This is a genomic window from Sphaerotilus sulfidivorans (genome assembly GCF_013426975.1).
Taxonomy (GTDB): domain Bacteria; phylum Pseudomonadota; class Gammaproteobacteria; order Burkholderiales; family Burkholderiaceae_C; genus Sphaerotilus; species Sphaerotilus sulfidivorans.
Genome location: NZ_JACCPY010000005.1, coordinates 88,337 through 104,868, shown reverse-complemented (window position 1 = coordinate 104,868; position 16,532 = coordinate 88,337). Strand labels below are relative to the sequence as shown.

Sequence of the window (16,532 nt, the reverse complement as noted above, 5' to 3'; positions counted from 1 at the left end):
GGAAATTCGATGAAGAACCGTCCTTTCGAAGGCCAGGTGGCCGCGATCACCGGCGCGGCCTCCGGCATCGGCCGCGCCAGCGCCGAGGCGCTGCTGGCCGGCGGCGCCCGCGTGGTGCTGGTCGACCGCGACGCCGCCGGCCTGGCGGCGATGCAGGCCGAGCATGGCGATGCGGTCATCCCGCTGCAGCTCGACCTGCTCGACGCCGCGCAGTGCCGCACGCTGGTGCCGCAGGTGCTGGCCCTGGCCGGCCGGCTCGACATCCTGCACGCCAACGCCGGGCTCTACATCGGCGGCGACCTGGTCGATGCCGACACCGACGCGATCGACCGCATGCTGCAGCTCAATGTCGCGGTGGTCATGAAGAACGTGCGCGACGCGCTGCCCCACATGATCGAGCGCGGCTCGGGCGACATTCTCGTCACCAGCTCGCTGGCGGCGCACTACCCCACGCCGTGGGAGCCGGTCTACGCGTCGTCCAAGTGGGCGATCGACTGCTTCGTGCAGACCACCCGCCGCCAGGTCTTCAGGCACGGCCTGCGGGTGGGCTCGATCTCGCCGGGCCCGGTGCTGACCGGCCTGATCGCCGACTGGCCCGCCGACAAGCTGGCCCAGGCGCGCGCCTCCGGCAGCCTGATCGAGCCGGCCGAGATCGGCGCGGTCATCACCTTCATGCTGACCCGCCCGCGCGGCGTGACCATCCGCGATGTCGTGCTGATGCCCTCGAACTTCGACCTCTGAGCCAGAACACCCCCACCGACAAGACGCCCCCCCACCATGAACGTCATCCTGCACCTCGGCCTGGGCTCGTTCCACCGGGCCCACCTGGCTGTCTACCTGCACGAGCTCATCCAGAGCGGCGACACCGGCTGGCAACTGGCCGGCGGCAACACCCGCCCCGACATGGCCGAGACGATCGCCGCGCTCCAGGCCCAGGGCGGCGCCTACACGCTGGAGACCATCTCGCCGGCCGGCGAGCACCGCTACACCCGCATCACCTCGATCCGCCAGGTCATCGGCTACACGCCCGACCTGGCCGGGCTGATCGCGCAAGGCGCGAGCAGCGACACCAAGATCATCTCCTTCACCGTCACCGAGGCCGGCTACTACCTCGACGCGCAGAACCGGCTCGACCTGGCCACCTTCGCCGACCTGCGCGCCGACCTCGACGCGGCGCGCGCCGGCCAGCCGGGCGGCACGATCTACGGCGCGCTGACCGCCCTGCTGCGCGCGCGCATGAAGAGCGGCGCCGGCCCGGTCACGCTGCTCAACTGCGACAACCTGCGCCACAACGGCGACCGCTCGCGCGGCGGCCTGCTGCAGTTCATCGAGCTCGTGGGCGACACCGCACTGCTGGCCTGGGTGCAGGCCAACACCACCAGCCCGAACGCGATGGTCGACCGCATCACGCCGCGCCCGACGCCCGACGTGCGCGAGCGGGTGCTGGCCGCCACCGGCGTGGACGACCCCGCCGCGCTGATGGGCGAGAGCTTCATCCAGTGGGTGATCGAGGACCGCTTCATCGCCGGCCGCCCGGCCTGGGAGACGGTCGGCGTCGAGATGGTGCAGTCGGTCGATGCCTACGAGGAGGCCAAGATCCGCCTGCTCAACGCGACGCACTCGTGCATCGCCTGGGCCGGCACGCTGGTCGGCCATCTGTACATCCACGAAGGCACGCACGACCCGGCGATCCGCCAGATGGCCTTCGACTACGTCACCGACGACACCATTCCGGTGCTCGACACGCCCGAGAAGCCCTGCCCGATCGACCTGGCCAGGTACCGCGACGTGGTGCTGGACCGCTTCGGCAACCCCGCCATCCGCGACACCAACCAGCGCGTGGCGATGGACGGCTTCAGCAAGATCCCCGGCTTCATCGCGCCGACGATCCGCGAGCGCCTGGCCGCCGGCGCCACCATCGACAGCGTGGCGATGCTGCCGGCGCTCTTCCTGGCCTATCTGCAGGTCTGGCACCGCGGCGGCCTGCCCTACGCCTACCAGGACCAGGCGATGGACGCGGCGGTCGCCCACGCCATGTGCGACGCGGCCGACCCGGTGGCCGCATTCTGCGCCGACCCGCCGCTGTGGGGCGAGCTGGCGGGCGACGCCCGGCTGGTCGACGCGGTGCGCCGCGCCGGCGAGCGGGTGGCCGCCTTCGTCGCGGCCCACGGCCACCGCGCCTGAGGGCCCGGCACGCCCGCCCGCGCGCGGTAACCTCGGGTTCATCATGCCTGCCAAGCTCCGCACCATTCCGCGCCAGACCCGCCCCGAGCTGGAGTACGACCATGTCCGCTCGCCGGATCTGGGCTACGAATCGCCCGACGAGGCCGGCACCGTGCGCTGCCTGGCGCACGGCTTCCCCACCCCGCTGGCGCGCTGGCACTACCACGACGAGTACGAGCTGCACCTGATCACCAGCACCTCGGGCAAGGTCTTCGTCGGCGACTGGATCGGGCAGTTCCAGCCCGGCCACCTGGTGCTGACCGGCCCGCGGCTGCCGCACAACTGGCTGTCGATGGACATGCCCGACGGCGGCGTGGCGCTGCGCGACCTGGCGATCCAGTTCCAGCACGAGCCGATGGCGCGCGCCGCCGCGGCCATCCCCGAGCTGGGCGAGGTGCTGCCGATGCTCGAGCGCGCGCGCCACGGCATCGAGTTCTTCGGCATGGGCGAGCGCGCGCAGCAGTCCTGGCAGCGCATCAAGGAGGCGCGCGGCCTGCGCCGCTTCGCCGTCTTCTGCGAGCTGATGGCCGAGCTGGCCGCCTGCACCGACTACCGGCTGCTGTCTAACGTGCAGATGCAGAGCATCGACGACGACACCTCGCTCGACCAGATCGACGCGGTGGTCAGCCGCATCACCGACAACCTCGGCCAGGCCTTCTCCGCCGCCGACATCGCCGCCGAGCTGGGCATGAGCGAGAGCCGCTTCAGCCGCTTCTTCCGCCGCGCCACCGGCAACACCTTCACCGACTTCGTCAACCGCGTCCGCATCAACCGCGCCTGCCAGCTGCTGATGGAATCGGACCGGCTGATCACGCACATCTGCTTCGAGGTCGGCTTCAACAACGTCGCGAACTTCAACCGGCGCTTCCTCGAGATCAAGGGGCTGACGCCGAGCGAGTTCCGCAAGCAGGCCGACAACCGCTTCGGCGGCGCGGCCTGAGCCGCGACCTGAGTCCGGCCTGAACCTTTCCGCAGGATCTTTTCCCATGTACCTCGGCATCGATCTCGGCACCTCCGAGCTGAAGCTGGTGCTGCTCGACCGGCAGCACCGCCTCGTCGCCAGCGTCGGCGAGCGGCTGACCGTGCAGCGCCCCGCGCCCTTGCACAGCGAGCAGTCGCCCGCCGACTGGTGGGACGCGATGGCGCGCGCGATGGCGCGGCTGCAGGCCGGGCAGGCCGCCGCGCTGGCGCAGGTGCGCGCGATCGGCCTGTCGGGCCAGATGCACGGCGCGGTGCTGATGGACGCCGCCGGCGAGGTGCTGCGCCCGGCCATCCTGTGGAACGACGGCCGCAGCGGCGCCGAATGCGCCGAGCTGGAGGCCGCCTGCCCGCGTCTGCACGCCATCGCCGGCAATCTGGCCATGCCCGGCTTCACCGCGCCGAAGCTGCTGTGGGTGCGCCGGCACGAGCCGGAGGTCTTCGCGAAGACCGCCACCGTGCTGCTGCCCAAGGACTGGCTGCGCTTCATGCTGACCGGCGAGCGCGTCGGCGAGATGAGCGACGCCGCCGGCACGCTGTGGCTGGACGTGGCCGAGCGGCGCTGGTCGGCCGAGGTGCTGGCCGCCTGCGGCCTGACCGAGGCGCAGATGCCGCGGCTGGTCGAGGGCAGCGAGGCCTCCGGCACGCTCCGGCCCGAGCTGGCCGCCCGCTGGGGCCTGCCGGCCGGCGTGATCGTCGCCGGCGGTGGTGGCGACAACGCCGCCAGCGCGGTCGGCATCGGCGCGGTGCGGCCGGGCGAGGGCTTCGTCTCGCTGGGCACCTCGGGCGTGATCTTCCTGACCAGCGACCGCTTCCGCCCGAACCCGGCCAGCGCGATGCACGCCTTCTGCCACGCGCTGCCCGGCACCTGGCACCAGATGAGCGTGATGCTCAGCGCCGCCAACGGCCTGAGCTGGGTGACGCGGCTGGTCGGCGCGGCGAGCGAGGGCGCGCTGCTCGAGCAGGTCGCGCAACTGACGCCGCAGCAGCGCGAGCGCGCGCCGCTCTTTTTGCCCTACCTGAATGGCGAGCGCACGCCGCACAACAACCCGCACGCGCAGGGCAGCTTCTTCGGGCTGACCAACGAGCACGACGCGGCCGCGCTGGGCTGGTCGGTGATCGAGGGCGTGACCTTCGGCCTGCTCGACGGCTGGCACGCGCTGGGCGTGCAGCCCGGCGAGGTGGCCGGCCTCACGCTGGTGGGCGGCGGCGCGCGCTCCGGCCTGTGGGCGCAGCTGCTGGCCGACGCGATCGGCGTGCCGATGGTCACCCGCCACGGCGGCGAGGCCGGCGGCGCGCTGGGCGCGGCGCGCCTGGCCTGGCTGGCCGACGGCGGCACGCTCGACCAGGTCTGCCCCGCACCCGAGATCGCCGCGACCTTCTCGCCAGATCCGGCCGAGACCGCGCGGCTGGCGGCTCGCCATGCGCGCTTCAGGGCGCTGTACCGGGCGGTGGCGGGGCTGTTTCCGGTGGGGTGAGGCTGCGGCGCCGCATCAGGTCGCCGATCAGGGCCTCGGCATCGCCGTCGCTGCCGCCACCGCGGCGCAGCCGCATCCGCCCGTCGGCATCGACCTGCGCGGCCGCGCAGCGCAGGGCATGCAGCATGCCGCCGAAACGCTCGGCGCGCCCCTGTTCGTCCAGCCAGGCGTTCTGCACCCGGTAGGCCAGGCGCTCGTCGTCGAGCGCGCGGGCGCAGTCGTCGTCGCGGGGGCTGCCGGGGCGCCGGGCCTGCAGCACATGCACCAGTTCGTGCAGCACGAAGGAGCGGTCGACCGGCCGCATGCGCCAGTCGAGCTGGTCGCTCAGCAGCACCCGCCCCCCGGCGGCGTCATGCCAAGCGATCAGGCGCGCGCAGTCGCGGGGCCGCTCGGGGCAGGCCTGGCGGTGCAGCTCGGCCACCGGCAGATCGACCAGCACCGGCGCCGGCGCATCGACCGGCAGCGCCGGCAGTCCGGACAGCCGCACCGCGGCGGCCAGCAGCACCTGCAGCAGCAGTGCATCGGCGGAGCCTGCGGAGGGGACCGAGGCCGAGGCGGCCTCCAGGGCGACGGCGAACGCGGACAGCGGCACGGGCATCACAAGCCTCCTCGCGGACCGCATCAGGCGAAGACCGCCAGTCATGGTGGCAGCGTGCCCGAGACCCCGGCGCCCGGACGGGCTTGGCAGGTCAGCCGCCGTCGGGAAGCAGACGGGTCACCGCGGCGCTGGCCAGCTCGGCGATGCGCACCAGGAAATCGGTGCCCATCTCGGGCGTGTAGCGCATCGGATCCGGCGAGGCCAGCACCAGCATGCCGAAGGCCGGCGAGGTCATGCTGCGACGCAGCGGCAGCAGCGCCAGCGAAGCCACCGCGGTGGGCTGCTGCAGCCACTGCACCGCCTCGAAGCTGGTGTGCGCGCCGCAGCAGGGCGTGACCAGGCTGGAGGCGAAGCGGCGCAGCTCGGGGCTGACGCCGCGCGCCACCGGCTCGGACTCGAAGTCCGGCGCCACCTCCCACAGCCGCATCGCCGCCTGCGGGACCATGAACTGCTCCTGCAGATCGATCACCAGCATGTCCGGAATGTCGCGCGGGTCGGCCAGCAGCATCAGGCCGCGCACCCACTGGTGCAGCCGGTCCGACAGCACCGCGTTCTCCTGGCCGTGGCGGATCATCTCCATCAGGCGGCGCTCGAGGCCGTGAATGCGCTCGCGCAGCATCTCCATCTGGCGCTGCTGGAGCGAGACGGCGCGCTGGCCATGCGGATTGGCCAGCTCGACATTGGCCAGCAGCTCGGCATGACGCTCGAAGAAGCCGGGCGTCTGCATCAGGTAGCTGGCGATGTCGTCCTCGGAAAGGCCGCTCAGTCGGCCCGGAATGCTGCTCATGGCGAGCGAGGGTAGCGCAGCCCCTGGCCGGTCACCCGAAGGAAAAGCCGGCCGGATGCCCTTCATCCGCGCCTTGAATGCACAAGCCGATCCGGTTCAGCAGGAAGCCGCCGGCAGCTCCACATGGCCCTCGAACACGGTGACTGCCGGACCGGTCATGCGCACGCTGCTGCCGGGGCCGTCCCACTCGATGGTCAGCTCGCCGCCGCGGGTCTCGACGTCGACGCGCGCGTCCAGCCAGCCCAGGCGGATGCCGGCCACCACCGCCGCGCAGGCGCCGGTGCCGCAGGCCAGCGTCTCGCCGGCGCCGCGCTCGAACACCCGCAGCCGCACCCGGTCGCGCGCGACCACCTGCAGGAAGCCGGCGTTGACCTTGCGCGGAAAGCGCGGATGCGACTCCACCCACGGCCCGACCTGCGCCACCGGCGCGGTGTCGACATCGTCCACGCGCTGCACCGCGTGCGGATTGCCCATCGACACCACCGCGACCTCGACCTGCTCCTGCGGCGCGGCCGGGTTGGCCAGCGGCCACAGCTCGGCGTCGTTCTCCAGCCGCGGCTGCAGCCCGGACGGATCGAAGGGCACGCGCTCGGGCTCGAGAATCGGCTGGTTCATGTCGACGGTGACCCGCCCGTCGGCCTGCATGCGCAGCACGATGCGGTTGTTCATCGTCTCGACGCGCACCTCGTCGCGGTCGCTCAGGCCCTGCTCGCGCACGAAGCGCATGAAGCAGCGCGCGCCGTTGCCGCAGTGCTCGACCTCCTCGCCGGTGGCGCCGTTGAAGATGCGGTAGCGGAAGTCCGCATCCGGCCCCTGCGGGCGCTCGACGACGAGAATCTGGTCGGCGCCGATGCCGAAGCGCCGGTCGCCGACGAAGCGCAGCTGTTCTTCGCTGAGCGCCAGCGGCGCGCGGGTGGCATCGAACACGACGAAGTCGTTGCCGAGGCCGTGCATCTTGGTGAAGGGAAGAGGCGAGCGGGTGGTCATGGCGGGATTATCCGGGGCGTGACTCATGGGACGAACGGCATCTGCGCGCCACGGGCCACATCGCGCAGCAGGTGGTGCAGACCGCCCGTGGCCGCATCCACCAGCGGCGCGCTCTCCACCCGGCGCAACCAGCCCAGGGCCGGGTCGAACAGCACGTAGCAGTCGTGATCGTGCTGCTGGGCCGAGCGGTAGATCAGGCCGTGATAGCCGTGGCGGGCCGCGTCGGCGGCCAGTTCCTGCGTGCAGCCGAAGCGCAGCGAGGTCAGCACCGGCCAGGTGGGCGCATGCGGACGCAGATCGAGCAGCCGCACCGGCTCGGTGAGCTGGACCCAGAGCAGGCTGCGCAGACGCAGGTCAGCCATCGACAGCACATGGGCCTCGCGCCGCGCCAGCGTCTCGTAGGCCGCAGTCTCAGGCTCTTCGGCGAAATAGCCGACCGGCCGATCCGGCAGGTCGAAGCGGCCGCCCATCAGTCCGGTGGGCGGCAGCCGCACCGGCCCGATCGCCACAGTGCTGGCGGTGCGGCGGGTGCGCTGGATGCGGTACATCGAATGCAGCCGCGGCAGCGTGTGTTCCTGGCAGTAGGTGAGATCGCTCAGTTTCATGCGGGAAGATCGCGGTTCAGGCGCCTTCCGTCCGGGCCACGGCGAGCACGCGCTCAGCCTGACCTTGTTCCAGGGCCTGTCGCGGCGTCAGTCCTTCGAGGCCGCCGTGTGGAGTCTCGAAGAAGTTCAGCAACGCCCAGCCCTCGCTCAGCCCGAGCGCCTGACCGATCAGGGCGACATGCGCCCACACGGCCGGCTCGAACTGCCAGCGCGGCACCTTGAACCCGCGCTTGGTCTGCGTCAGGCCGATGCAGCGGCCCTTGCCGATCCAGGCGTTGATGGTCACGCGACTGGTGCCCAGCAGGGCGGCGGCCTCGTCGGTGCTCATCATGTCGGCCTGCTCGAGCCGACGCAGGCGGCTGTCGAGGCTGGCATGCAGCAGTGCATTCGTCTCGGTCGGGGTCAGGTAGGGCGAAGGTCTGGCGGCTCGCGCGCTTCGGCGGGGAAGGACGGAAGACGTCGAGGTTTCAGTCGTCTGGGTTTTCATGATGGAAGGGACTGAACGACGAGCACTCAAGGCGCATTGCGCGCGTTGACCTTGGCTTGGCCGAAAAATCCGCACGAAGCGTTGCGGCGCGCTTGCCTGAGTCCTGTATCTCTGCGTGGAAGTGCATGCGTTTGCTGTCTGCTCGCAAGCAGCAAACGCAAGGACGTCTTGACTACTGTTCGATAGCGTTCGTAGGCATCTATCGGTCCGCAGATCACGAGTCTGGCGTACTCCAAGTACGCAGAACGCATCTTTTCGGAGGCAGTCGAGATAGTCGATGGATCAGAGTCGAGCGTTACCACAAGCATGTGCCACTTCACATTTCAGATCGACATTTCGTCAATCTCGTTAAGTTCGGAAGTGTAGCTCAGTACAGCCCCGCCTCGCCCTCGGGCCGGGTCTTGAAGCGCTTGTGCACCCACAGGTACTGCTCGGGCAGGCGGCGCACCTCCTGCTCGATCCAGCGGTTCATGCGCGCGGTGTCGGCCACCGCGTCCTCGGTGGGAAAGTCGGTCCAGGGTTCGAGGAAGCGGATGCGCCAGCCCTGGCCGCCGGGCAGCATCTCGCTGACCACCGGCTGCACCACCATGCCCAGCGCACGCGCCATGCGCGACGGCGCCAGCAGCGTCGCGGCCGGCACGCCGAAGAAGGGCACGAAGGCCGCGTCGCGCGCGCCGAAGTCCATGTCGGGCAGGTTGAAGAAGGCGTCGCCGCGCTTGATGGCGCGCATCAGCGCGCGCGCGCCTTCGCTGCGGGCGAAGATCTCTGCGTTGCCGAAGCGCAGCCGGCCACGGCGCATCGCCGCATCGAAGACCGGATTGCTCTGCGCCTGATAGATCGAGCCGGCATGGCGGCCCTGGTTCAGCAGCACGCTGACGCCGGCCACGTCCAGCGCCAGGAAATGCGGCACCAGCCACATGACCGGGCGCTCGCTGCGCTCGGCCAGCTTCACGTCGCCCTCGACCTGGATCAGGCGCGACAGCCGCTCGCGCGAGGCGTACCAGAGCATGCCGCGCTCGAGAAAGCTGCGGCCCAGCCAGCCGAAGTGCGCACGGGCGAGCGCTTCGCGCTCGGCCGGCGTCTTCTCGGGCAGGCACAGCGCGAGGTTGCGCAGCGCGATGCGCCGACGCGACTTGCCCAGCCGCCAAAGCAGCGCGCCCAGCCCCTGGCCGAGGCGGGTCTGCAGGCCCAGCGGCAGCCAGTGCAGCAGCCACAGCAGGCCGAGCACCAGCCGGGCGGCCATGTTCGAGAGAAAGGATTTCATGCGGAAGCGTCGGAAGCAGGCGCGGGGGCAGGCTCCGCCAGCGCACGCGGCGCCTTGTAGCGGTGATAGCCCCACAGATACTGGCCGGGATTCTGGCGGATCAGCCGCTCCATCGCGCGATTGACGATGCCGGCGCTGCGCACCGCCAGGCGCTCGGCATCGGGCTCGTCGGCGCTGGCGGGCAGTGCCTCGTCGGGCAGGCTGGCGCGGATGACGAAGCCGCGGCCGCCCGGCAGGCGCTCGCAGGCCAGCAGCAGCCAGTCGGCGCCGGTCTGCTGCACCAGTCGCGCGGCCAGCGTCATCGTGTAGGCCTCGCGGCCGAAGAAGGGTGCCCACACGCCCAGGCCGTCGGGCGGCACCTGGTCGGGCAGCAGGCCGATCGTGCCGCCCTTGCGCAGCGCGCGGATCATCTGACGCACGCCGGCCAGCGTTGCCGGCGCCGTCTCCAGGCCGGGGCGGTTGCGCGACTGCGCCACCAGATCGCGCAGCCAGGGCTGGCGCGCCGGGCGGTACAGCGCCGTCATCGCGCGCTGGCCGCCCCAGCGCTCGGCATAGGCCTGCGCGATGATCTCGAAGCAGCCCAGATGCGGCGTGAGCATCACCAGGCCGCGGCCGCGCGCCAGCGCCGCCTCGACATGCTCGGCGCCCTCCCAGCGCACGATGTCGCCCAGCGGCGCATCAGGCCGGCGGCACCACAGCCAGGGCAGCTCGGCCACCATGCGCCCGGCCGAGACCACCGCCAGGCGCCGGGTCGCCGCCGGCAGACCGGCCTGGGCGATGTTGGCCGCCAGACGGCGCCGGTAGGTCGGCGAGGCGCACCAGGTGACCCAGCCCAGCAGCGCGCCGATGCGATGGAGCAACGGCAGCGGGGCCTTCGAGGCGGCGTTGAACAGGGAGGCGATCACGGGCATAGAATTCGTCACATTCGCCGAGTTAAGGAACAACTTGCGGGGCGACGGGCCGGGTCTTGACCGGGCACGCCACCTGCCGAAATCGAGAGATTTTCGGCAGAAGTGGAAAAAATGCCGCTAAAGCGTTCGCCGCAGGCTCCTCAACAGCACGGCGACACGCGCCGAAAAGCTTGTTTGGATCACAGGAGTTTATAAGTGGCGAACGATTTCCTCTTCACGTCCGAATCGGTGTCCGAAGGACACCCCGACAAGGTGGCCGACCAGATCTCGGACGCGATCCTCGACGCCATCCTGGCGCAGGACCCGCGCTCGCGCGTGGCCGCCGAGACGCTGACCAACACCGGTCTGGTCGTGCTGGCCGGCGAGATCACCACCAACGCGCATGTCGACTACATCCAGGTCGCGCGCGACACGATCAAGCGCATCGGCTACGACAACACCGAGTACGGCATCGACTACAAGGGCTGCGCGGTGCTGGTGGCCTACGACAAGCAGTCGAACGACATCGCCCAGGGCGTCGACCACGCCTCCGACGACCACTTGAACACCGGCGCAGGCGACCAGGGCCTGATGTTCGGCTACGCCTGCGACGAGACCCCTGAGCTGATGCCCGCGCCGATCTACTACGCGCACCGCGTGGTCGAGCGCCAGGCGCAGCTGCGCAAGGACGGCCGCCTGCCCTTCCTGCGCCCGGACGCCAAGAGCCAGATCACGATGCGCTATGTGGACGGCAAGCCCCACAGCATCGACACCGTGGTGCTCTCCACCCAGCACAGCCCCGACCAGAGCGAGACGGCCACGAAGATGAAGGCCAGCTTCTACGAGGCCTGCATCGAGGAGATCATCAAGCCGGTGCTGCCCAAGGAATGGCTGCAGGACACCCAGTACCTGATCAACCCGACCGGCCGCTTCGTCATCGGCGGCCCGCAGGGCGACTGCGGCCTGACCGGCCGCAAGATCATCGTCGACACCTACGGCGGCGCCTGCCCGCACGGCGGCGGCGCCTTCTCGGGCAAGGATCCGACGAAGGTGGACCGCTCGGCCGCCTACGCCGCGCGCTATGTCGCCAAGAACATCGTGGCCGCCGGCCTGGCGCGCCAGTGCCAGATCCAGGTGAGCTACGCGATCGGCGTGGCCCGCCCGATCAACATCACGGTCTACACCGAAGGCACCGGCGTGATCTCCGACGACCGGATCGCCGCGCTGGTGCACGAGCACTTCGACCTGCGCCCGAAGGGCATCATCCAGATGCTCGACCTGCTGCGCCCGATCTACTCGAAGACCGCCGCCTACGGCCACTTCGGCCGCGAGGAGCCGGAGTTCGCCTGGGAGCGCACCGACAAGGCGCAGCTGCTGCGCGCCGCCGCCGGCCTGTGAGCCGGGGCGCTGACGCGATGACCCAATGACAAAAGGGGCCGCAGATGCGGCCCCTTCTTCATGGCGCAGCGGGTTCAGTGTCGATCGTGCGCATCGACCCGGAACACCGCGACCGCCTCGACCAGCGACTGCGCCTGCTCGGCCAGATGCTCGGCCGACGAGGTGCCCTGGCTGACCAGCCCGGCGTTCTGCTGCGTGACCTGGTCCATCTGCGAGACGGCCTGGCCGACCTGGGCCACGCCGGTGCTCTGCTCCTCGCTGGCAACGCTGATCTCGCCGACCAGATCGGCCACCCGCTGGATCGAGCTCACGATCTCCTGCATCTTGCGCCCGGCCTCGTCGGCCTGCATCGAGCCCTGCTCGACGCGATCGACGCTGGTGGAGATCAGCGACTTGATCTCGCGCGCGGCCTCGGCCGAGCGCAGCGCCAGCGTGCGCACCTCGCCCGCCACCACCGCGAAGCCACGGCCCTGCTCGCCGGCCCGTGCGGCCTCCACCGCCGCGTTCAGCGCCAGGATGTTGGTCTGGAAGGCGATGCCGTCGATCACGCCGATGATGTCGGCGATCTTGCGCGAGGCCTCGTGAATGCCGCGCATCGTCTGCACCACCTGGGTGACCACCTCGCCGCCCTGCGCGGCGACCTGGGACGACTCGCGCGCCACCGCACTGGCCTGGCGGGCGTTGTCGGCGTTGTGGCGCACCGTGGTGCCGAGCTGCTCCATGGTCGCGGCGGTCTCCTCCAGCGCCGCGGCCTGCTGCTCGGTGCGGGCCGAGAGGTCGCGGTTGCCCTGGGCGATCTGGCTGCTGGTGTCGGCCACCTGCTCGGAGCCCTGCCGCACCGCGCTGACCGCCCGCACCAGCGAGACCTGCATCGCCTGGAGCTGGGCCATCAGGCTGTCGGTGTCGCCGGCACGCACCGGCACCGGTGTGCACAGGTCGCCGCCCGCCACCGAACGCGCGATCTCGACCGCCACCGCCGGCTCGCCCCCGAGCTGGCGGCGCAGGCTGCGCACGATCAGCCAGGCCAGCGCACTGCCTGAGAGCACCGCCAGCAGCAGCAGCGCGCCCATCGACTTCATCGCGGTCGACTGGATGGCCGCGGCCTCGGCACTGGCCTGGCTGCCCGACGCGAGGGTGTGCTTCCAGAGCTGGTCGAGCGCGACCAGCGCCTCGTCGACATGCATGCTGGCGGCACCGTCGCTGATGTCGGCGGCATCCTGCTGCTTGCCCTCCCGACCGAGCGACACCACCTGCTGCTGGGTCTTCTGGTAGGCCTCCCAGGCCTTGCGGAAGCTCTCCAGATGCGCGCGGGTCGCCTCGTCGGAAGCCGCACTGGCGGCATAGGCGGCGAGCGCCTCGTCGGCGGCTTTCAGCGCCGCAGTGATCTTCTCCTCGTACTCGGCGTGATAGCTGCGATCGTCGGTGCGGCTGTGCCTGACCTCGAAGTCCCGCATCTCCAGCAGCGCAGCCCGGCTGGTGGCCAGCTGGGCCACGCCGGGCAGCCAGCGGGCCGACAGCTCGTCGGTGCGACTGCCGACCTGATGCAGCCCCGCCAGACCGACGCCGCCCACGGCACCGGCCAGCACGACGCCGACACCGAAGCCCAGACTGAGCCGGGTGCCCAGGCTCAGACGCGAGAACCGCTCGCGCGCGGCATGGGAAGCAGCCATGACAGGCTCACTTCTTGTGGCCGATGTAGCTCACGCCGACGATCTTGCCGCCGCCGTCCTTGATCGGCCGGTAGCAGGCGTCGAAGGCGGTGCCCAGCACGTCGATCGGGCCGCAGTATTCGCTGCCCTTGCTGACCGCCTCGTAGGCGGCATTGCGGGCCAGCTGCGTGCCCACGCCCCGCTTGCCCTCCGGCGTCAGCACATTGGTGCTGATGCGCACGAACTCGTCGCCGTCCTTGACGAAGACAGTGGCGGTGGCGCCATGCGCCTTGCGGACCGCGTCGACCACATCGTAGTTGCCGTTGATCTTGCGGTCGCCGAAGAACAGTGCCGGCACCGTCTTGCCGGCCACCGTGTCGGTGCCCTCGATCTTGGCCGCACCGATGCGGGTCAGGCGGGCCTCGAGATCGGCAATGGTGGCCTTGGGATCGGCGGCCTGCGCCGCGCCGGCGGTGGCCAGCGCCAGCACCGCGGTGCTCAGGAAGGTGAAGCGATTCATGGCAATCCAGGGTGTCGGTGAGGATGACCTTCGCACCTGCGCCGGAGGCGGGCGAGAAGGGGCATCCGATCGTGACACCTGGATGTGGCTGACCAAGCCGCGAAGAGCGGCGGCAAGCGCACGCTCATCGGTACGCACCCGACCTCAAGCTCGGGCGTCGAGCCTGTGTCGAGGGTGATGAGGCGCTGGGCGAGGTCTCAGCGGCGCGGCGGCCGGCCGGCACCGCCAGGGCGGCGCTCGCCCTGCTCCTCGCGCTGAGGCGCGCGGGCCGGGGCCTCGGCGGCCTCGCGGCGCGCCTGCGCGAGCAGCGCGTCGAGCTGGTCCTCGGGCACGCCGCGCAGCACGCAGAAGCTCGAGCGCTTGAGCGAGCTGCGCTCGAAGTCGCGCAGCAGCTGGGCGCGCTCGCGGCGCTGCGGATCGTCCTGCACGCGCTCGACCGGGGCCTCCTGGCGAACCGGTGCCGCTGCCGCACGGGCGGCCTCGTCACGCGGCGGCCGTGCGGGCCGGTCCTGACGCTCCGGACGATCGCCCCGCGGCGGGCGGGCCTGGGCGTCGCGCTCCTGGTGCGGCGGGCGGCTGCCCGGGGCGCGCGGTTCACGCGGCTCGCGCGACTCACGGGCTTCGCGCGGCGGACGGCCCTCGCCCCGCGGCGGACGCGGTGCGCGCGGGGGGCGTGCCTCACGAGGCTCGCGCGGCTCGCGGGCCGGCTCGCCCGTGGCGGCCTCGCCCTGCGGGGCAGCGCCACGGCGCGGCTCGCGCTGCTGCTGCTTCGCTTCCTGGGCGCGGCGCTCCTGGTGCAGCGCGCGGCGGCGGTCGAGCTCCTGCTGCGCGACCGTGCGGTGCTCGTCGCTGATGTCGCCGGCGGGCTGGCCGTCGAGGTCGGTGCGGCTGGCAGCCTTGGTCAGCGCGACCAGATAGGCGGTGGAATTGGTGTGGCGGCGCAGGAAGGCCGACAGCGTCGCGCGGCTGAACACGCCCGGCGCACGCTCCTTAATGTCGGCCTGGATGCGCAGCTTCAGCGGCCGGGCCGGGCCGTCGAACAGCGCCGGAAAGCGCTCGCGCAGCTGGCGGGCGCATTCGGCCGGGCTCATGTCCGGAGTCTTGGCCGGGCTCGGTGCGGCCGCGGTCTGCTCGACTGCCGTTTCGGCGGCGATCTCGGGTGCGGCGTCAAGGGCCGGACCGGAGACGGCGGCTGCCTCGATCGGCGCGGGGGTCTCGGGAGCCGGAGTGGCGGCGGTGACCTCGGCGTCGGTCGGGATCTCGGGGGTGGACATGGTTCTGGTGGAACGGTGTTGGCAACGGAAGTCGCGATTGTGGCCCGAGTCGGGACCGGACGCCTTCAGGGCCGGCGCGGACGCACCTTCGAGGCGGCCAGACGGGCCTGTTCGCGGGCCTTCTCCACGTCCTCGTTGCGCACCAGCGCCACGCCCATGCGCCGGCGCTCGAAGCTCTCGGGCTTGCCGAACAGGCGCACCTCGGAGCGCGGCACCCGCAGCGCCTCGTCGACGCCGTCGAAGACCAGCCCCTCGGCCTCGACGCCGCCGTAGATGACCGCGCTGGCGCCGGCCGACTTCAGCGCGGTGTCCACCGGCAGGCCGAGAATGGCGCGGGCGTGCAGCTCGAACTCGTTCTGCCACTGGGTGCACATCGTCACCATGCCGGTGTCGTGCGGGCGCGGGCTGACCTCGCTGAACCAGACCTGATCGCCACGGACGAACAGCTCGACGCCAAACAGGCCCTGGCCGCCGAGGTCGTCGGTGACGACACGCGCGATGCGCTGCGCCTCGGCCAGCGCCGCCGGCCGCATCGGGTGCGGCTGCCAGCTCTCGACATAGTCGCCCTTCACCTGCAGGTGGCCGATCGGGTCGCAGAAGTGCGTCTCGACCTGGCCGTCGGCGCCGAGCGCGCGCACCGTCAGCAGCGTGATCTCGTAGTCGAAGTCGATGAAGCCCTCGACGATGACGCGGCCGTGGCTGACCCGACCGCCCGCCATCGCGTGGTCCCAGGCCTTGCGCACGTCGTCGGGACCGTCGAGCCGGCTCTGGCCCTTGCCGGAGCTGCTCATCACCGGCTTGACCACGCAGGGATAGCCGATGCCGGCGTCGATCGCCGCCTGCAACTCCTCGAGCGAGTCGCAGAAGCGGTAGGGGCTGGTCGGCAGGCCGAGCGTCTCGGCAGCGAGGCGGCGGATGCCCTCGCGGTCCATCGTCAGGCGCGCGGCACGGGCGGTCGGGATGACGCGCACGACGCCCTCGGCCTCGAGCCGCTCCAGCTCCGGCGTGGCGATCGCCTCGATCTCGGGCACCACCAGGTCGGGCCGCTCGGTCTCGATCAGCGCGCGCAGCTGCGCCGCATCGCTCATCGCGATGGTGCGGGCGTGGTGCGCGACCTGCTGGCCGGGCGCGTTGTCGTAGCGGTCGACCGCGATCGTCTCGACGCCGAGGCGCTGCAGCGCGATCAGCACTTCCTTGCCGAGCTCGCCGCTGCCGAGCAGCATGACGCGGGTGGCATGGGCGGACAGCGGGGTTCCGATCGGTTTCATGCAGGCTCCTGGCAGGACGTGAGCAATCCTCCATTGTGCCGGCTGGCCTGAAATTGACCCTCCGCAAGGACGGCGCCGCGCGGGATTTTCATGATGCTGTCATCTGCACCCATCGTTCGGCCCATC

16 protein-coding genes are annotated in these 16,532 nt (G+C 71.3%); 5 read left to right on the top strand and 11 right to left on the bottom strand.

Going from position 1 to position 16,532, the window contains the following annotated elements; genetic code table 11:
* Positions 1-9: 9 nt before the first annotated feature.
* From HZU84_RS04865 to xylB, 4 genes are read left to right on the top strand one after another with little or no spacing between them, the layout of a single operon-like run.
* Complete coding sequence (locus HZU84_RS04865) at positions 10-741, top strand: SDR family oxidoreductase (protein ID WP_149504967.1); 732 nt, start codon at positions 10-12, stop codon at positions 739-741.
* A gap of 36 nt (positions 742-777) precedes the next feature.
* Positions 778-2,184 (top strand): D-arabinitol 4-dehydrogenase, encoded by a 1,407-nt coding sequence (gene dalD, locus HZU84_RS04860; protein WP_149504968.1) that lies wholly within the window; start codon positions 778-780, stop codon positions 2,182-2,184.
* Positions 2,185-2,227: 43 nt separating this feature from the next.
* Positions 2,228-3,163, top strand: a complete 936-nt coding sequence (locus HZU84_RS04855) for an AraC family transcriptional regulator (RefSeq protein ID WP_149504969.1) — start codon at positions 2,228-2,230, stop codon at positions 3,161-3,163.
* A gap of 46 nt (positions 3,164-3,209) precedes the next feature.
* On the top strand, positions 3,210-4,679 hold the full coding sequence (xylB, locus tag HZU84_RS04850; protein WP_149504970.1) for a xylulokinase: 1,470 nt from the start codon (positions 3,210-3,212) through the stop codon (positions 4,677-4,679).
* On the opposite strand, the gene HZU84_RS04845 is transcribed toward xylB, so the two are convergent.
* The 7 genes from HZU84_RS04845 to HZU84_RS04815 form a co-directional block, all read right to left on the bottom strand.
* The gene (locus tag HZU84_RS04845; RefSeq protein ID WP_149504971.1) at positions 4,633-5,277 is read right to left on the bottom strand and encodes a hypothetical protein; all 645 of its coding nucleotides are present in this window, start codon (positions 5,275-5,277) and stop codon (positions 4,633-4,635) included. The two genes, xylB and HZU84_RS04845, sit on opposite strands and share 47 nt — an antisense overlap.
* 91 nt (positions 5,278-5,368) lie before the next feature.
* Positions 5,369-6,064, bottom strand: coding sequence for a DUF484 family protein (locus HZU84_RS04840; protein WP_149504972.1), 696 nt, complete (start codon positions 6,062-6,064; stop codon positions 5,369-5,371).
* Between the two features lie 96 nt (positions 6,065-6,160).
* Complete coding sequence (gene dapF, locus HZU84_RS04835; protein ID WP_149504973.1) at positions 6,161-7,051, bottom strand: diaminopimelate epimerase; 891 nt, start codon at positions 7,049-7,051, stop codon at positions 6,161-6,163.
* A 23-nt stretch (positions 7,052-7,074) separates the two neighbouring features.
* Positions 7,075-7,656: an RES family NAD+ phosphorylase gene (locus HZU84_RS04830; protein ID WP_149504974.1), complete on the bottom strand. Its 582-nt coding sequence runs from the start codon at positions 7,654-7,656 to the stop codon at positions 7,075-7,077.
* 16 nt (positions 7,657-7,672) lie between these two features.
* A complete protein-coding gene (locus HZU84_RS04825; protein WP_149504975.1) occupies positions 7,673-8,143 on the bottom strand; it encodes a MerR family transcriptional regulator in 471 nt (156 codons plus the stop codon).
* A 367-nt stretch (positions 8,144-8,510) separates the two neighbouring features.
* Positions 8,511-9,407 (bottom strand): LpxL/LpxP family acyltransferase, encoded by an 897-nt coding sequence (locus tag HZU84_RS04820; protein WP_149504976.1) that lies wholly within the window; start codon positions 9,405-9,407, stop codon positions 8,511-8,513.
* Positions 9,404-10,309 (bottom strand): lysophospholipid acyltransferase family protein, encoded by a 906-nt coding sequence (locus HZU84_RS04815; protein ID WP_149505404.1) that lies wholly within the window; start codon positions 10,307-10,309, stop codon positions 9,404-9,406. The genes HZU84_RS04820 and HZU84_RS04815 overlap by 4 nt, the downstream gene beginning before the upstream one ends.
* Before the next feature lie 204 nt (positions 10,310-10,513).
* Between HZU84_RS04815 and metK the strand changes: the two genes are divergently transcribed.
* Entirely contained in the window at positions 10,514-11,695 is a 1,182-nt protein-coding gene (gene metK, locus HZU84_RS04810; protein ID WP_149504977.1) for a methionine adenosyltransferase, read from the top strand.
* A gap of 74 nt (positions 11,696-11,769) precedes the next feature.
* Here the strand turns inward: metK and HZU84_RS20905 are convergent, their stop codons facing one another.
* The 4 genes from HZU84_RS20905 to purT all read right to left on the bottom strand — a co-directional run bounded on the left by HZU84_RS20905 (position 11,770) and on the right by purT (position 16,406).
* On the bottom strand, positions 11,770-13,365 hold the full coding sequence (locus tag HZU84_RS20905; protein WP_276528782.1) for a methyl-accepting chemotaxis protein: 1,596 nt from the start codon (positions 13,363-13,365) through the stop codon (positions 11,770-11,772).
* A 7-nt stretch (positions 13,366-13,372) separates the two neighbouring features.
* Entirely contained in the window at positions 13,373-13,864 is a 492-nt protein-coding gene (locus tag HZU84_RS04800) for a Cache 3/Cache 2 fusion domain-containing protein (RefSeq protein WP_149504978.1), read from the bottom strand.
* A 197-nt stretch (positions 13,865-14,061) separates the two neighbouring features.
* A complete protein-coding gene (locus tag HZU84_RS04795; protein ID WP_149504979.1) occupies positions 14,062-15,138 on the bottom strand; it encodes a ProQ/FINO family protein in 1,077 nt (358 codons plus the stop codon).
* Between the two features lie 65 nt (positions 15,139-15,203).
* Complete coding sequence (gene purT / locus HZU84_RS04790) at positions 15,204-16,406, bottom strand: formate-dependent phosphoribosylglycinamide formyltransferase (protein WP_149504980.1); 1,203 nt, start codon at positions 16,404-16,406, stop codon at positions 15,204-15,206.
* Positions 16,407-16,532: the final 126 nt, after the last annotated feature.